We start from the raw sequence: 16,400 nt of genomic DNA, 5'->3' as shown, positions 1-16,400 counted from the left end.
GACAAAGCAGGATGAGCGTTCGTATCGACGATGTAGACAGGAAAATTCTTGGCGAGTTGCAACGTGATGCCAGCCAGTCTTTGGATGAAATTGCCGCGCGGATCGGCTCTTCCAAGACGCCTGTGTGGAACCGGATTCGAAAATTGCGTGATGCGGGTGTGATCCGGCAGCAAACAGTTTTACTTGATGCGGAGGCCTTGGGGTTTGAGGCATGTTTCTTCGTTCTGATCCGTACCTCCGCCCATGAAGCTGAATGGCAAGCGGCCTTTCTCAAGGCGCTGCGCGACAGGCCCGAAGTGCAGGAAGCCCATCGATTGGCCGGAGATATCGATTATATTCTTAAAGTGCGGGTGAAGAATGCGCGCGCTTATGACGCTTTCTATCAGGCGCTGATTTCCGAAGTGCGCGTGCATAATGTGACAGCGCTTTTGTCCATGGAGGAGATCAAATCAACCACCATGCTCCCGCTATAGCGTCACAATCAACTGACCCAAGCCATGGAAATGATAGGTATTTGTAAACTGAGGGGCCTCGACCAAACTGAGGCGGGGCGCGTGGGCAAACAATCGTTGCAAGCCGATCTGTAGTTCAAGCCGGGCCAGCGGCGCGCCCACGCAGAAATGCAAACCACCGCCAAATGCGGCATGCTGGGCAGGTGCGCGAAACGGATCAAACCGGTCGGGGTGATCAAAACGTGAAGGATCGCGCCCTACGGCCCCCAACATCAAGGCGACCTGTTCGCCCTTTTTCAGGACATATCCGCCCACCTCGATGTCGGCGTAAGCGAAGCGTGTGAACATATGCAGCGGCGGATCATACCGCAGCACCTCCTCGACGGTGGCCGCAATTGCGCCTGGTTCAAGAGCGGAGCGGGGCGTTTGGTTTTCCAGCAGAGCCATCACCGCATTGCCCATGGTATGCACCGTCGCCTCATGCCCGGCGTTCAAGAGCAACACGCAGTTGCCGATCATTTCTTCTTTGCTGAGCTTTTCGCCGTCTTCTTCTGCGGCAATCAACTGCGTGATCAGATCATCGCGCGGGTCCGCGCGCCGTTCTTCGATGTAACCCGACAGGAACGCGGCAAATGCGCGAGCAGCGGTATTGGCGGCGACTTCGGTGTCATGCGTACGGCTGGCCTGATACATCGCCACCATCGCATTGGACCAGCGCAACAGTTGGTCACCCATCTCCTCGGGTACCCCCAACAGTCGCGCGATTACCCGGACGGGCAAGGCGGTACAAAATGCCGGGATCAGGTCAAAGGAACCACACGGGAATGCTGCCAGAAGGTCATCGCATATGTCGTCGATGTCAGGGGCCAACGCTTTGACCCGCCGCGAGGTAAACGCACGCAATACCAAACCGCGCAAGCGGGTATGCGTGGGCGGCTCCATATCCAACATCGAGTGACGTTCCACCGCGTCAAAGTCCCGCAAGTGATCTGGCACGCTGGTTTGCTGATCTCGTGGCGCAGTGCGTCCCAGACGGCGATCCCGCAACAGTCGGTGCACGGTTGCTGCGTCAAAAACGGCCATCATGTCGTAGTCTTGCCAAAACTGCACAGGGTCCTGGGCCAAAACCTGCGCGTAGAGCGCATAGGGGTTTTGCACAAAATCCGGATCGAGCGGCGACTGATTGAGCGTTCTCATGGCGCTCTTTAAGACGCGAACCACTGGTCAAGGCAAGGGGCCGGGCATAGACTATTTTTCATGTCCAAAGGATTTTTGCACCGTGCCCTTGTGATCTGCGTTTTTCTGAGCGCTGTGACGGTGATGTCCGTGGGTGTTTGGCGCTATGCCTACTTGCAAGCGCTCGACCAATTGAAACAGCAAGGACAAAGCGATCTCGCCTTGGCGAGTGACCGGCTCATCGGGCAATTACAACGTTTTCGCGAGTTGGCAGTTTTTCTGGCGGATCATCCCTACATCTCCGCCCTGGCGGAGGGGCGCGGGGTTGAAGATGCACAGACGCTGTTTTTGGAAGCCGCTGACAAGGCAGATGCGCTAGACGTGATGTTCGTTGACTTAAAGGGGCAAGTTCTGGCGTCCGCGCGGGAACAGACGATCCCGAATTTGAACCAGACGGATTACTTCAGGCGTGCGCGCAGCGGGGCGTTAGGGTGGGGGCATGGCGTGTCACTGCCGCTTGCCCCACGCGCCTTTTACTATGCCGCTCCGGCTTTTGGGGGCGATGGAAAGGTGCAGGGCGTTGTTACTGTCGCGGTAGGCATGGATGGGATCGAAGATGCATGGCGTGGTGGTTTGCGGGCCGTTTTCTTTACCGATGAACGTGGACGGGTGTTCGTGACCAACCGTTCGGAGTTGATCCTGTGGCAACGCGCCACTGAGGGGCCGGGATTGCGGCCGACGAATGGAGAGGCACCTTCATTTGCCAGTTACGAAACCGGCGGGCATGAGATCTGGCAACTCGGGTGGGGACCATACCTGCCCACCAATGCGTTGCATCTGGTGCGCCATCTCCCGGTGATCGGGTTGACTGGCGAGGTGTTGCTGGATGTGACGCCGGCACGGCAATTGGCCAAATTGCAGGCCACGGTTGTCGCGGCCCTGTGTCTGGCGTTCGGCGCGATGCTGTTTCTGGCGACTGAACGACGGCGCACTCTCGCGCGTGCAAATGCACAATTGGAGGATCGTGTGGCCAGACGTACTGCCGCGCTGTCCGAAATCAATACAGCACTGCGTCAGGAAGTCGCCGAAAGGCAGGAGGCGGAAACCGCGCTTGCACGCGCGCAGGCCGATTTGCTGCAAGCCAGCAAACTCAGCGCTCTGGGCAAGATGAGCGCAGGCATCAGTCACGAATTGAACCAACCTTTGATGGCGATCCGGTCCTTTGCCGAAAACGCGGGGCAATTTTTAGAGCGTGACCAGCCGGAGCGCGCGACACAGAACCTTTCCCGGATTTCGGACATGGCCCGCCGCATGGGGCGCATCATCAAAAACCTGCGCGCCTTTTCCACCCAACAAAGCGAACCGGTCGCGCGCGTTGATCTGATCGCCATCTTGGACAGCGCGGTCGATATGATCAGCGCGCGCGCCGCCGAGATGCAGGTGCGTTTGTTGTATGAGCCCGCGGATGCGCCGATCTGGGTGCGCGGCGGCGAAGTCAGGCTTGGTCAGGTATTTGGAAACCTGATGACCAATGCACTTGATGCGATGGGGCAAAGCGAGACGCGCGAACTGTCGATCATGATTGCACCAGGCGCGCCTGTTTGTATTCATATCCGCGACACAGGGCCGGGGGTAAGCGATCCCGAGAAAGTATTTGACCCTTTTTATTCGACCAAAGAGGTCGGCGCATCCGAAGGCATGGGGCTTGGACTGTCGATTTCTTACGGCATCATGCAGAGTTTTGGCGGCGAAATTCGAGTACGTAATTGTGATCCTGGCGCACTCTTCAGCGTTGAAATTCAGCCGTGGGCGGCACAGGAAGCGGCATGAGCAAAAAAGTACTTCTGGTTGATGATGATGCGGCCGTGCGCGACGCACTCGCCCAAACGCTGGAATTGGCGGATCTGGAGCCGACCCCGGCAGCGTCTTTTGTGGCGGCAAAGGAATTGATCACAGCGGATTTTGATGGCGTCATTCTATCGGATTTACGGATGCCCGGACGGGATGGGTTTCATTTGCTGTCTTACGCGCGCGAGCAGGATGCGGATCTTCCGGTAATTTTGTTGACCGGGGAGGGTGATATCCCGACGGCAATGAAAGCGGTCGGGCAGGGCGCGTTCGATTTTCTTGAAAAACCCTGCGCCCCGGCGGATTTGCTGGCCGTATTGGAACGTGCATTGAAAACCCGTCGTCTGGTTTTGGACAATCGTTCATTACGAGCCATGATTGCGGCGGGCGACCCGGCAGCGCGGATGCTGTTTGGGGCGTCACAGCTTGCTGAAGGATTGCGAACCCGCGTCCGACGGGTGGCCGGGGCCGACACTGAAGTGCTGGTGACAGGTGCCCCTGGTACTGGGATCTCCAAGGTCGCAGAAGTCATCCATTTGTGTTCGCCGCGGTCCAAAGCCCCTTTTGTCAAACGGGCTGCTGCCGCGTTGGAGGTCTCAGATTTATCCGAGGCCCTGTTTGGTGCCAAAACCGGAAGTCTGTTCATTGATGAAATCACCCAGATGCCACCGCAAGCCCAATTGAGCCTGCTGGAAGCACTGGAAACGGGATTGCAGACTCGCGTCATTGCCGGATCCAACCGTGATTTGGAGGCCAGTGTCGCAATGGGCGAACTTAACTCTGAACTCTACTACCGGCTTGAAGTAACGCCCGTGCGCATCCCGTCGCTTTCTGAGCGTCCCGAAGATATTCCGATCCTGTTTCGCCATTATGTCGAACAGGCCAGCGAGCAGGCCGGTTTGAGTGCGCCCGAAATCACACCTCAGGTGGTCGCAGGGCTGATGGCGCGCGACTGGCCTGGCAATGCGCGGGCGCTGATGTCAGAGGCGATGAGGTTCGCCCTTGGCCTGATCGAACAAGCGGGGCCAGATGCAAGTTTGGGCTTGTCCGAGCAGATGGCACAGGTCGAACAAAGTCTGCTGGAACAAGCCCTGCGGCGGGCGCAGGGTCGGGCTGTGATTGCCGCAGAAGCGCTCAAACTGCCCCGCAAGACATTCTATGACAAGTTGACGCGATATGGGATTCGAGCTGAATCTTATCGCAATGATTAATGTGCGGATTTTCGCACAAAGTTCACATCCTTCGTGTGGTCGATCGCACATGGTCGGGATTTTTGACGAAAAAAAATACATAAAGAAATTCCGATATAGTAATGATTAATAACAAGAAAGTGGTTTTTTTGGCCTGAATTTTCATAAGCCTTGCGCTTGGGAGGTTACGGCTATTTTATACAAGGCAGCGCATCGTTTCTTGCGGTGCCCGGTGAAAGATCAAAAATAAACGTTTCTGGGAGGAAACCTCATGAAGATTATGACCGCTGCCCTTACGGCGTTGACCCTGACTGTCAGCGCCTCAGCTGTGGCTGCAGCCTGCGACGATGGAGAGATCGTTATCAAGTTCAGCCATGTGACCAACACTGACCGCCACCCCAAGGGCATTGCCGCGTCTCTTTTACAAACGCGGGTGAATGAAGAAATGAATGGCAAGGCTTGTCTCGAAGTCTTCCCGAATTCAACACTGTACAATGATGATCAGGTGCTCGAGGCCTTGCTTCAGGGCGACGTGCAACTGGCGGCGCCCTCACTGTCCAAATTTGAACAATTTACCAAAGTGTTCCGCATCTTTGATCTGCCTTTCATGTTCAAGAACATCGAGGCGGTTGACGCGTTTCAGGTCTCTGAAACTGGTCAGGCGATGAAGGAATCCATGACCCGTCGTGGTCTTTTGGGATTGGCATTCTGGCACAACGGCATGAAACAGATGTCGGCAAATGTGCCGCTCAACAGCCCGTCCGATGCCAATGGTCTGAAATTCCGTGTCCAAAACTCTGACGTGCTGAAGGCGCAGATGGCGGCACTAGGTGGTTCACCCCAGCCGATGGCGTTTTCCGAAGTCTACGGTGCGCTGCAAACCGGCGTTGTGGACGGGCAGGAGAACACGTGGTCCAACATCTATGGTCAGAAGTTCTTTGAAGTTCAGGACGGGATCACCGAAACCAACCACGGGATCATTGACTATATGGTCGTGACATCCACCGATTGGTGGGATGCGCTGGATGCTGATGTCCGCGACCAGCTCGCAACGATCATTACCGAAGTGACCGAAGTGCGAAACGCTGAATCCACTGCTGTGAATGATCAGGCAAAGGCCGAAATCATCGCGGCGGGCGGTGTGGTACGTCAATTGGACGATGCTGGGCGCGCCGAATGGGTCGCGACCATGAAGCCGGTCTGGGAGCAGTTCAAGGACGACGTCGGTCAGGAGAACATCGACGCGGCTCAGGCGATCAACGCCGGCTTCTAAAGTACAAGCGATATGCCCGCCGGCCCGCATTCCGTGGGCCGGCGGGACCATATAGGGGGAGGGGGGCGCATGGCGCATTCCTATGAGGCGGAAACGGTTCTGGGTCGGATCGTGAACGAGATTGAGGAGACGGCAATTGCACTGATCCTCGGATTAATGACCCTTCTCACATTCATCAATGTGGTTCTGCGCTATGGCTTCAACACCGGCATTATCTGGGGTTTGGAAGCGGTGACGTTTCTATTTGCCTGGCTGGTACTGTTTGGTGTCAGTTATTGCGTCAAGGTCACTGCCCATCTGGGTGTGGATGCGGTGATCAACCTCTTCTCAGCGCCCACCCGACGCATTCTGGCGCTTTTTGCGGCATCCATCTGCCTGTGCTACGCAGCACTTGTGCTGAAGGGCGCCTGGGATTACTGGGCGCCTTTTGCGGGGCTTGATGCAACCTCCGGACGCTGGTTCCCCACGGGGTTTGAAAACAGCCGGGATCAAGCCTGGTATGAAGTCGTCGACATCCCCATACCGGAGTGGCTGCGCTGGATCGAGCCGATCTTCAATCAAGGCGAAGCCTATGAAAAAATTCCACGGTTTATCCCCTATGCGATGTTGCCTTTCGGCATTGCCCTGCTGCTCTTTCGCTTCATTCAGGCCACTCTTCGGCTTGCACGGGGCGAGACCACAAGCCTGATCGTCAGCCATGAAGCCGAAGACGAAGTGGAAGCGGTCAAACACATGAACAAAGGGAATTAACCCATGGAAGTAGCAGTCCTTTTTTCCATGGTAGTGGGCCTGATGCTGGTTGGCGTGCCAATCGCGATCAGCCTTGGCATGTCCTCGATCGTGTTCCTTCTGGTGCTCAGTGATACATCCTTGGCCTCCATTGCTCAGACCTTGTTTCAGGCGATGGCGGGGCATTATACCCTGCTCGCCATTCCGTTTTTCATCCTCGCCTCCAGCTTTATGTCAACGGGCGGTGTGGCCCGGCGCATCATCCGATTTTCCATCGCTTTGGTGGGGCATTTTCCCGGTGGCCTGGCGATCGCAGGTGTCTTTGCCTGTATGCTTTTTGCTGCACTGTCGGGGTCGTCACCTGCCACGGTGGTTGCGATCGGTTCCATCGTGATCGCAGGCATGCGTCAGGTCGGATATACCAAGGATTTTGCAGCAGGCGTGATCGCCAATGCAGGGACGCTCGGCATCCTGATCCCGCCCTCCATTGTCATGGTGGTCTACGCGTCTGCCACAGATGTCTCAGTGGGGCGCATGTTTCTGGCCGGGGTCATTCCGGGCGTCATGGCAGGCTCCATGCTGATGATCACTATTTACATCATCGCCCGTGTTCGTGATCTGCCCAAGGGTGAGTGGCGCGGCTGGGGCGAAGTCTTTGAGGCGGGGCGCGAGGCTGGTTGGGGCCTGTTTCTGATCGTGATCATTCTGGGCGGTATTTATGGCGGTATTTTCACGCCGACGGAGGCCGCCGCTGTGGCTGCGGTCTATGCCTTCTTCATTGCGAGTTTCGTTTACCGGGATATGGGACCCTTGCATGTCAAAGGCGACGCGGAGCAAAATCTCACGTTGATGCGCAAGCCCATCGCATTGATCACCGCCTTCTTTCACCGTGATACCAAGAACACCCTGTTTGAAGCGGGCAAACTGACTGTGACACTGATGTTCATCATCGCCAATGCGCTGATCCTGAAACACGTGCTGACCGATGAGCAGATCCCCCAGCAGATTGCCTCCGCGATGCTGGATGCAGGGTTCGGGCCGATCATCTTTTTGGTGATCGTCAACGTCATCCTGTTGATTGGCGGCCAGTTTATGGAGCCCTCGGGCCTGCTGGTGATTGTCGCGCCGTTGGTGTTCCCGATTGCCATTGAACTGGGCATTGATCCCATTCACCTTGGTATCATCATGGTGGTAAACATGGAGATCGGGATGATCACACCGCCTGTGGGTCTGAACCTCTTTGTGACCTCGGGTGTGGCCAACATGCCAATGATGTCAGTGGTCAAGGCGGCGCTGCCGTTTACGGCGGTGCTTTTTGTGTTCCTGATCATGGTGACCTACATCCCGATCATTTCGACATGGTTGCCAACGCTGGTGATGGGGCCTGAAATCATCATCAAGTAAGCATCGCGTGGTTGGGGGCGCTGCCCCCGGCCGTGCGGCCTCCCCCGGAGTATTTGCGGCCAAAAGAACTTACTCTTGGCTTTGAGCCAGCGCGTCGATGATTGGTGAGAAATCCTCTGCTTTGAGGCTGGCGCCACCAACCAGGGCACCATCCACATTCGGGGTACCAAATATCTCGGCTGCATTGCCAGGTTTGACCGACCCGCCATAAAGCAAGCGGATCGCATCACCTTGCGCTCCAAAGCGTGCGACGAGTTCAGCGCGCAAGACGCCATGAACCTCGCCGATCTGCTCAAGCGTCGGGATCTTGCCGGTGCCAATGGCCCAGATCGGCTCATAGGCCACCACCAGATTGGCACCCTTGCTGCCTGCGGGCACGGAGCCTGCGAGTTGTGCCTTGAGCACGGGCAGTGCCGCGCCGGCCTCGCGTTGTGCCAGGCTTTCCCCGATGCAGACAATCGCGATCAAACCAGCTGCTTGTATTGCTTCGGCCTTGGATCGCACCTGTGCGTCGGTGTCGCCGTAGGCCTCACGCCGTTCGGAATGCCCCACAATCACATGGCCCGCGCCGGTATCAGCAATCATTCCGGCGCTGATATCGCCTGTGAACGCACCTTTGGCTGCTGCGTGGCAATCTTGCGCCCCAATTGAAACGGGCCCATCGCTGCAGCGTGTCGCGGCAGGAATCAGCAGCGGATGCGGGGGGCAGATCACGATGTCACAGGGGTGATCACCATGCGCCGTGCTAAGGCTATCCAGCACGCCAAGGCTATCCTGAGTACCGTTCATTTTCCAATTGCCCGCTGCCATTTTCCGCCGCATGAAACGCTCCTGTGTTGATTTGCCCCTGTGGTAACAGCCAGACTGGCTGGCGGCAATCAGCGCGCATCGCTTGCACAGGCTGGCGCGCTATGGCACTGGCACAAACGAGGACGTTGGAGACAGCTATGATCCCCAGATTAGATGCGGCACTACTGGCTGCGGGTGATGCGCAAACACTTGCGCAATTGCGTGAGGCTGCCACTGGCATCGGATTTTTCACAGTGTTCAATACCGCTTTGACGCCCGCCCGCATGCAGGACGTCTTGGCGCAGTATCGCAGGTTTTTTTTGTTGCCCGAGGCAGATAAGGCATCCATCGACATGGCGAAAACCGGGGCAAACCGGGGTTGGGGCGCGTCGGGTTCCGAACAAGTCGACCCCAACGCAAACCCGGACTTCAAACAGTTTTTCGACAGTGGTTTTACCCTGCCTGCTGAGGACCCGCGCAGTGATCTTCCTGTTTATGCGCCAAACCAGTGGCCCCACGGCTTGCCCGAATTCCAGCGCGACATTGAGCGTTATTATGATCATGCACGCGGTGTCGCGATGGTGGTTTTGCGGGGAATCGCCCGCGCAATTGACGCACCTGATGATTATTTCGACCCGTCGTTTGAAACGCCGATGGCGCTGTTACGCGGCAACTATTATCCGGCGCGACCCTCTTGGGCGACGGAACGTGATTTTGGGATTGCAACCCACACGGATTACGGGTGCCTCACCCTGCTGGCCACGGATGGGAATGCGGGGCTTGAAGTGCGTAAAAGGAGCGGCGGCTGGATCCCTGTCTCTGCGCCGCCGGGTGAGTTTGTGATCAATTTCGGCGAGATGATGGAGATTTGGACGGACGGTTTGGTGAAGGCCACGCCACACCGCGTGATTGGCACAGATCGCGAACGCATCTCGATACCTTTGTTCTTCAATCCATCTTATGACACGAACATTGCGCCGCGCGGCACAGGTGAGGTTCTGCTAGCAGGGGACCATTTGTCCCGGCGCTTTTCCGAGACTTATGTGCATTTGCAGCGGACGTAGTGATCAGCCGAACTTGATCGACTCGCCACACCCACAGGCCTCGGTCACATTGGGGTTGCGAAACTTGAACCCGCTTTCCAGCAGTGAGGTTTCATAGTCGATTTCTGTGCCAAACAGAAACATTTGCGCCATCGGGGCGATCATGACACGGGCGCCGTCCTGTTCGACCACCTCATCGTTGGGATCGGTCTCCTCAACGTATTCCATCGTGTATTCCATGCCCGCACAGCCGCCTTTTTTGACGCCAATGCGCAGCCCGGCATGGCCGGCAGAGGTCATGAGCTTTGATACCTGAGACGCCGCTTTTGGGGTCAATGTAACGGCTTGCTTGCCGGGAATGCCAAACATGGAAGTCTCCTTTGACGTTAATTTAGGCAATATCGCTGCGTGGAACAAGGACGCGCGCCGGATTTCCTGCAACCGTTGCACCCGCTGCCACATCCCGCGTCACAATTGAACCGGCACCGATAATTGCGTCATCGCCGATTGTCACACCCGGCAGGATCATTGCACCACCACCAATCCAGACGTTGCGCCCAATGTGAATCTCCTGGCTGAACTCCAGCCCGGCGTCGCGGTCTTCAGCGTTGCGGGGATGGTCGGCTGTGAGGATTTGCACCATCGGCCCCACTTGCGTTTTGTCCCCGATGTGGATGGCGCAGCCGTCAAGCAATACGCATCCATAGTTGAAGAACACGTCGTCCCCCAGGTGGATGTTGTAGCCGTAATCAACGTAAAATGGTGTACGGATAGATCCAGATGAACCTCGACTTCCAAGCCACTGATTCAAAATGGATTTACGATCCAAAGCATCGGACACGATGGTTGCATTGTATTGTCGTTGAAGGTCCTGACTTCTGGCGCGATCCCTCACCAGTTCCGGATCACCAGCCCGGTATAACTCACCGGCAATCATCTTTTGTTTTTCGGTTTTCATGGAGGCGAGTTACATGAAGCCAAGCTCTAGACGCGCCTCGTCCGACATCATGTCCATACCCCAGGGTGGTTCCCATACGAGTTCCACATCCACTTGTTTCACGCCCGCGATGGGCTCAACTGCATCAGCAACCCAACCTGGCATTTCACCGGCGACAGGGCAGCCAGGTGCCGTCAGTGACATCTTGATTGCGACTTCGCTTTGCTCATTGATATCAACGGTATAGATCAAGCCTAATTCATAGATATTGACCGGTATTTCGGGGTCATACACCGAACGACAGGCCTCAACGACCTGCTCATACAGCGGGTGATCAGTGGTTGAGGGTGCGATCAGCGGCGCGCCTTCTAACGGTTCGGATGTGTTGTCCATTGATAGCCTCAATTGTGTTCCTTAGTGTTTATATAAGGTTTGGTGTGCGGGGGGTAAAGGGGCGGGGTGTCTGTATTGTGAAGAGGTGGAAGTGCCAAGACATCAGCGGTCTCCGATTTCAACAATGCCACCTTCAGAATTTATCAAAGCACTAATTTCTTGGAGGAGAACCCGGATCAGCCGGTAGTAGCGACGGAGGCAGCTCGTATTTACGAGAAGGTAGAAAAATCGACCGAATATGCGTCAACGCGGCATGCACAGAATGCTTACTTTGCAGAGCATCTTCTCCTCTGCTTTCGAAATGATATGCGTTGACCATTACATGCCATAGATCGCAGGAAGTGGCCGAAGAGCAGGTCAAAGACCTGCACGCCAAGATCTGGAAGTTGGCCGTGACCAATGATTTTTTGGCCGGAAAGCTCAAACCCTGGACCGGTAAGTGAGGCGCAAGATGATTGAGCCGAACCTCAAAGGTTTGTCAGTCGGTAAACAATTTGCGTTGCTGTCCATCTCGCGATCACTCTTTTTCTACGAGCCGAAAGGCGAAAGCGAGATGAACCTCGGTCTGATGCGCCTAATCGACCAGCAGTTCTTAGAAACGCCGTTTTACGGCGTGCGCCAGATGACATGGCACCTGCGCAATGACTGTAACCGCGTTAATAAGAAGCGGATCAGACGCCAGATGCGGCTAATGGGTCTCATGCCGATCTACCAAAAGCCAACTCCCAGCAAGGCTGCAAAGGGACACAAGATTTACCCCTACTTACTGCGCGGGTTGCGCGTTGATCGACCCAATCAGGTCTGGTGCGCTGATATCATCCATCTGCCAATGCGCAGGGACTTTCTGTATCTGGTTGCGATTTTGGACTGGCACAGGCGCAAGCTGCTGGCGTGGCGTGTCACGAATACACTGGAGGCCGGGTTCTGTGTTTAATCCAATATCCGCCACAATGTGGGATACGAAGCTGCCAACGATATCAGGGCTACCAAGCGACTTAGCCTCTCTTTCCTGAGTTGCGAAGTTCATCACCACCCGGGCTTCAGTTCTCCCGACACCATCGTTTCTCAAGACCGCAGCGGTTGAAGCCATTCACCACCGAAGCTGCATCAATAAACTTTGTTGAAAAGTTTCCTAACTGAGATGAGTAACCGGCCGTCTGGCCGTCAAGTTCCGGGAAGTCTGAAACAGACCGGGACGCTCAACTCGCGGTTTAGGACGCAAAATCCTGCAAAATTGCGCCTTGAGCATCGTTTGAAAGCGGCTTTGAGGCGGTATGGAGGCAGGTTTGAAGCACTTCAGCGGCTCTGAGAGAAAAAGGTTACACATGCCGCTTCATGCCGCTCTGGGGACAGATTCAGGGTGGTTTTGCAAGACACCCATCCAATCGGCGATTTTGCCATCTCGCTTGATGAAAACATTTTTTTAGGCGGCACCCGCTTTCTTCTGCGGGGAACTTCCGATTGGTGCGTTTTCTGGTGTTCTACTACATTGAAGACGCGCCGTTTCTTGGCGGGCCAGATGTTAAAACAAGCAACCAGGAGGAGATGCAGCGTGCTTGCGAACCGGAACGGGTTACCACGCGGCGTCTTTCGCGTGGAACGACAGTTTCCTGATGTATAATGGCAGGTGTTTGGCTGATCACAGCAGGACTTCGCTTCGATCGCTTGTGTCGCGGCTGGCTTTTGAATTGCGGAACGGTTCGTTTCAACTCTGGGGCAATGGTTCGAAGAGAGGTCTTTCCCGAGACAAGCGTCTGGAAATAAGCCAAATGATGAGCCGCAACGGCTGCCGTACGGTTTCACTCCGAAGGGCAAATTTCCGGGTCGTTTCTTGTCGCGTGGCAGACCGGGAACTGCCTTGGACAATCATCCTAAGGAATAGGTCGCCTGGCCGCCGTAACTCTGGCACAGTGGCATCAATCTGACGGGAGGTGGATAATGCTAGACACGACAATCAACGACCAAGTCACTGAGTTTCTCGATACTTTTGGCGCTGCGCTTGAAAAGGATGATATTGATGCCGCAGTTGCGATGTTCCAAGCCGATTGCTATTGGCGAGATCTGGTTACATTTACATGGAACATCAAAACCATGGAAGGCCCTGACCAGGTGCGCGACATGCTGTCGGCACAACTCGCGACGACCAAGCCAACAAGCTGGAAAATAGCGGACGGCGAAGTGGCGACGGAAGAGGGCGGGATCACAACGGCCTGGATCAGCTTTGAGACCGCTGTGGCGCGGGGTTATGGCATGCTGCGCCTCAAGGATGGGCTGATCTGGACGCTGTTGACGACCATGGTCGAATTGAAAGGTTATGAGGAGCCTCTCGGGTATGAACGTCCGCTCGGAGCCAAACACGGGGCCGGCAAGGGTCGTTTGAACTGGGCTGAAGAGCTTGAGAAGGAGCGCGCTGAACTTGGGTTTGAAACGCAACCCTACACTGTGATCATCGGTGGCGGGCAGGGCGGTATCGCGCTGGGTGCGCGTCTGCGCCAACTGGGTGTTCCCACCATCATTGTCGAGAAAAACGAACGCGCCGGGGATAGTTGGCGCAACCGGTATAAATCGCTCTGCCTGCATGATCCGGTCTGGTATGACCATCTGCCATATCTGCCGTTCCCGCCCAACTGGCCGGTCTTTGCGCCCAAGGACAAAATCGGCGATTGGCTGGAGATGTACACAAAGATCATGGAGTTGAATTACTGGACGCGTTCCACGGTCGAGACGGCCACTTATGACGAGGCGACCAAGGAATGGACCGTGACCGTGGATCGGGACGGCGAAAAGGTGACGTTGAAACCCAAGCAGCTGGTGTTTGCATCCGGCATGTCCGGCAAGGCCAATATGCCTGAATTGCCTGGGATGGACAGTTTCAAAGGGGATCAGCACCATTCCAGCAAACACCCCGGACCCGATGCCTATGTGGGTAAAAAGGCCGTGGTGGTGGGGTCAAATAACTCCGCCCACGACATCTCGGCGGCCCTTTGGGAGGCAGGTGTGGATGTCACAATGGTGCAGCGCTCGACAACCCATATCGTACGCTCTGAACCTTTAATGGAAATCGGTCTGGGTGATCTTTATTCGGAACGCGCGGTCGAGGCCGGGATGACCACCAACAAGGCGGATCTGATTTTTGCCTCACTGCCCTATAAGATTTTGCACGAGTTCCAGATCCCGGTCTATGAGAAGATCAAGGAAGTCGATGCCGATTTCTACGCGGGTCTTGAAAAGGCAGGATTTCGGCTGGATTGGGGTGCGGACAACTCCGGGTTGTTCATGAAATACCTGCGGCGCGGGTCGGGGTATTACATTGATGTGGGTGCCAGCCAGTTGGTGATTGATGGCAAGATCAAATTGGCGCATGGGCAGGTGACAGAAATCGTCGAGGACGGTTTGGTTCTGGATGATGGCACCAAACTGGACGCGGATGTGATCGTCTATGCAACCGGTTATGGATCGATGAACGGATGGGTTGCTGACATCATTGATCAGGACACGGCGGATAAGGTTGGCAAAGTCTGGGGACTTGGCTCAGACACGCCCAAAGACCCCGGGCCTTGGGAAGGCGAGCAGCGCAACATGTGGAAGCCGACGCAGCAGGACGCGCTCTGGTTCCATGGTGGTAACCTGCACCAATCACGGCATTATTCGCAATTCCTGTCGCTGCAGATCAAAGCGCGGATGGAAGGGTTGGATGGCCCGGTCTACGGATTGCAGGAAACGCACCATTTGGGTCGATAAAACACGGAGCGCGCGGGTCTGATCCGCGCGCTCTACGCCGTTTCAAGCGCGCCGTTTGCGAGAGGGTTGCGGGCGTACGCGCGTCTCTATTTCATCATAGAGCTTGCCGACAATGTCTTTGTTTGTTGCCTTTTCGATACCCTCAAAGCCCGGCGAGGAATTCACTTCCAGCACTTTAGGGCCAGCCTCAGAACGCAACAGATCCACGCCCGCCTTGCCCAAGCTGAAGGCGCGGGCGGCGCGCACCGCAGTCTCGCGTTCTTCTTTGGTGATCCGGACCACTTTTGCCGACCCGCCTCGGTGCAAGTTGGAGCGGAAATCGCCCTCCGCACCCGTGCGTTTCATGGCGGCGACGACCTTGCCTGCGATGACAAGGCATCGAATGTCTTCGCCTGCGGCTTCCTTGACGAAATCCTGCACCAGGAAGTTGGCTTTGAGCCCGCGAAAGGCGTCGATCACGGATTCAGCGGCCTTTTTGGTTTCGGCCAGAACGACCCCTTTGCCTTGCGTGGACTCCAGCAGTTTCACGATCACAGGTGCGGTGCCGACCAGACCCATGAGGTTGGAGGTGTCCTTGGGCGAAGCCGCAAAGGCAGTAGTGGGCATCCCGATTTTTTTGGAGGCCAGAACCTGATGCGCATGCAGTTTATCCCGCGAGGCGGTGATGCCGGCAGATCCGTTCACACAATAGGTGCCAATGGTTTCAAACTGGCGGATAACGGCGGTGCCATAAGGCGTGATGGAGGCGCCAATGCGCGGGATTACCGCGTCATAGCGCGGCAACCGCTTGCCGTCATAATACACTTCCGGTGCCATCGCATTTATCGCCATATAACAACGTGTTGTGTCAATAACTTCAACTGAATGACCGCGGGCCTCGCCCACCTCGACCAAACGGCGCGTGGAATAGTTGTCCTCCCGGCTCAAGACGGCAATGCGCAGCGAACGTTTGGGCGCGCGGCTTTTCAGAGCGGAGGTGTGGTAGACGTCATAGCTGAGGTCCGGTTGCAGCCGCTTTTCAGTTGGCGAGATCGAGATGTGATCATTCAGCGCCTGACGTCCCAGCAGCATGCGAGACGACATGGCCCCGCGATTGGTCAAGGTGATTTCAATCGGCCACTTTTCGTCCCCAACAGAAAGCGTTGTGGAAATCACAAATCGTTGTTCGGTTTCACCGTTTGATGAAGTGATTTCGCGCCGGTCCACCAAAGGAGCCGAGCAGGTAATCGACACGTCATCGCGCCCGGCAATCGGGTGAATGTTAAACCGAACTTTGGGGTTTTTCGCCGGACCAAAAACTTCGATGTCATGAGCATGCAGGGCAGATGTGCGCGCGCCGGTGTCTACCTTGGCCTTGATCGCGGGCAGCCCAAGATCCGGCAATGAAATCCATTCTTCCCAGCCAAAAGTCAGCTTTTCCATGCG

The 16,400-nt window shown here is 56.0% G+C and carries 16 protein-coding genes; 10 read left to right on the top strand and 6 right to left on the bottom strand.

What is annotated here, in order from left to right:
* The first annotated feature begins 11 nt into the window (after positions 1 to 11).
* Positions 12 to 473, top strand: a complete 462-nt coding sequence (locus R8G34_03335) for an Lrp/AsnC family transcriptional regulator (GenBank protein MDW3221910.1) — start codon at positions 12 to 14, stop codon at positions 471 to 473.
* Here R8G34_03335 and R8G34_03330 read toward each other — a convergent pair.
* Positions 468 to 1,649, bottom strand: coding sequence for a cytochrome P450 (locus tag R8G34_03330; GenBank protein MDW3221909.1), 1,182 nt, complete (start codon positions 1,647 to 1,649; stop codon positions 468 to 470). The two genes, R8G34_03335 and R8G34_03330, sit on opposite strands and share 6 nt — an antisense overlap.
* Positions 1,650 to 1,709: 60 nt before the next feature.
* Between R8G34_03330 and R8G34_03325 the strand changes: the two genes are divergently transcribed.
* The 5 genes from R8G34_03325 to R8G34_03305 all read left to right on the top strand — a co-directional run bounded on the left by R8G34_03325 (position 1,710) and on the right by R8G34_03305 (position 8,072).
* Positions 1,710 to 3,458, top strand: a complete 1,749-nt coding sequence (locus R8G34_03325; GenBank protein ID MDW3221908.1) for an ATP-binding protein — start codon at positions 1,710 to 1,712, stop codon at positions 3,456 to 3,458.
* Complete coding sequence (locus tag R8G34_03320) at positions 3,455 to 4,687, top strand: sigma-54 dependent transcriptional regulator (protein MDW3221907.1); 1,233 nt, start codon at positions 3,455 to 3,457, stop codon at positions 4,685 to 4,687. The genes R8G34_03325 and R8G34_03320 overlap by 4 nt, the downstream gene beginning before the upstream one ends.
* 250 nt (positions 4,688 to 4,937) lie before the next feature.
* Positions 4,938 to 5,939: a DctP family TRAP transporter solute-binding subunit gene (locus R8G34_03315; protein MDW3221906.1), complete on the top strand. Its 1,002-nt coding sequence runs from the start codon at positions 4,938 to 4,940 to the stop codon at positions 5,937 to 5,939.
* A gap of 69 nt (positions 5,940 to 6,008) precedes the next feature.
* A complete protein-coding gene (locus R8G34_03310; GenBank protein MDW3221905.1) occupies positions 6,009 to 6,689 on the top strand; it encodes a TRAP transporter small permease in 681 nt (226 codons plus the stop codon).
* A 3-nt stretch (positions 6,690 to 6,692) separates the two neighbouring features.
* Positions 6,693 to 8,072 carry a TRAP transporter large permease gene (locus R8G34_03305; GenBank protein MDW3221904.1) on the top strand — a complete coding sequence of 460 codons (1,380 nt, stop codon included), beginning with the start codon at positions 6,693 to 6,695 and terminating at the stop codon, positions 8,070 to 8,072.
* Positions 8,073 to 8,141: 69 nt separating this feature from the next.
* Here the strand turns inward: R8G34_03305 and tpiA are convergent, their stop codons facing one another.
* Entirely contained in the window at positions 8,142 to 8,894 is a 753-nt protein-coding gene (gene tpiA, locus R8G34_03300; GenBank protein ID MDW3221903.1) for a triose-phosphate isomerase, read from the bottom strand.
* A gap of 125 nt (positions 8,895 to 9,019) precedes the next feature.
* Between tpiA and R8G34_03295 the strand changes: the two genes are divergently transcribed.
* Positions 9,020 to 9,925: a 2-oxoglutarate and iron-dependent oxygenase domain-containing protein gene (locus tag R8G34_03295; protein ID MDW3221902.1), complete on the top strand. Its 906-nt coding sequence runs from the start codon at positions 9,020 to 9,022 to the stop codon at positions 9,923 to 9,925.
* A gap of 3 nt (positions 9,926 to 9,928) precedes the next feature.
* Here the strand turns inward: R8G34_03295 and R8G34_03290 are convergent, their stop codons facing one another.
* Genes R8G34_03290 through R8G34_03280 form a run of 3 tightly spaced genes read right to left on the bottom strand, consistent with a single transcriptional unit; the run spans position 9,929 to position 11,234 of the window.
* On the bottom strand, positions 9,929 to 10,273 hold the full coding sequence (locus R8G34_03290) for an iron-sulfur cluster assembly accessory protein (GenBank protein MDW3221901.1): 345 nt from the start codon (positions 10,271 to 10,273) through the stop codon (positions 9,929 to 9,931).
* A 22-nt stretch (positions 10,274 to 10,295) separates the two neighbouring features.
* Complete coding sequence (locus tag R8G34_03285) at positions 10,296 to 10,862, bottom strand: sugar O-acetyltransferase (protein ID MDW3221900.1); 567 nt, start codon at positions 10,860 to 10,862, stop codon at positions 10,296 to 10,298.
* A gap of 9 nt (positions 10,863 to 10,871) precedes the next feature.
* The gene (locus R8G34_03280; protein MDW3221899.1) at positions 10,872 to 11,234 is read right to left on the bottom strand and encodes an SUF system Fe-S cluster assembly protein; all 363 of its coding nucleotides are present in this window, start codon (positions 11,232 to 11,234) and stop codon (positions 10,872 to 10,874) included.
* Between the two features lie 311 nt (positions 11,235 to 11,545).
* Between R8G34_03280 and R8G34_03275 the strand changes: the two genes are divergently transcribed.
* From R8G34_03275 to R8G34_03265, 3 genes are all read left to right on the top strand, one after another.
* On the top strand, positions 11,546 to 11,677 hold the full coding sequence (locus tag R8G34_03275) for a hypothetical protein (GenBank protein MDW3221898.1): 132 nt from the start codon (positions 11,546 to 11,548) through the stop codon (positions 11,675 to 11,677).
* 8 nt (positions 11,678 to 11,685) lie between these two features.
* A complete protein-coding gene (locus R8G34_03270; GenBank protein MDW3221897.1) occupies positions 11,686 to 12,168 on the top strand; it encodes an IS3 family transposase in 483 nt (160 codons plus the stop codon).
* A 1,004-nt stretch (positions 12,169 to 13,172) separates the two neighbouring features.
* The gene (locus R8G34_03265; protein ID MDW3221896.1) at positions 13,173 to 14,975 is read left to right on the top strand and encodes an NAD(P)/FAD-dependent oxidoreductase; all 1,803 of its coding nucleotides are present in this window, start codon (positions 13,173 to 13,175) and stop codon (positions 14,973 to 14,975) included.
* A gap of 42 nt (positions 14,976 to 15,017) precedes the next feature.
* Here the strand turns inward: R8G34_03265 and rimK are convergent, their stop codons facing one another.
* Positions 15,018 to 16,397 carry a 30S ribosomal protein S6--L-glutamate ligase gene (rimK, locus tag R8G34_03260; GenBank protein MDW3221895.1) on the bottom strand — a complete coding sequence of 460 codons (1,380 nt, stop codon included), beginning with the start codon at positions 16,395 to 16,397 and terminating at the stop codon, positions 15,018 to 15,020.
* Positions 16,398 to 16,400: the final 3 nt, after the last annotated feature.

This window comes from Paracoccaceae bacterium (assembly GCA_033344815.1).
Classification (GTDB): Bacteria; Pseudomonadota; Alphaproteobacteria; order Rhodobacterales; family Rhodobacteraceae; genus Roseobacter.
The sequence above is the reverse complement of the archived record's forward strand: the minus strand, read 5'-3'. Positions and strand labels throughout refer to the sequence as shown.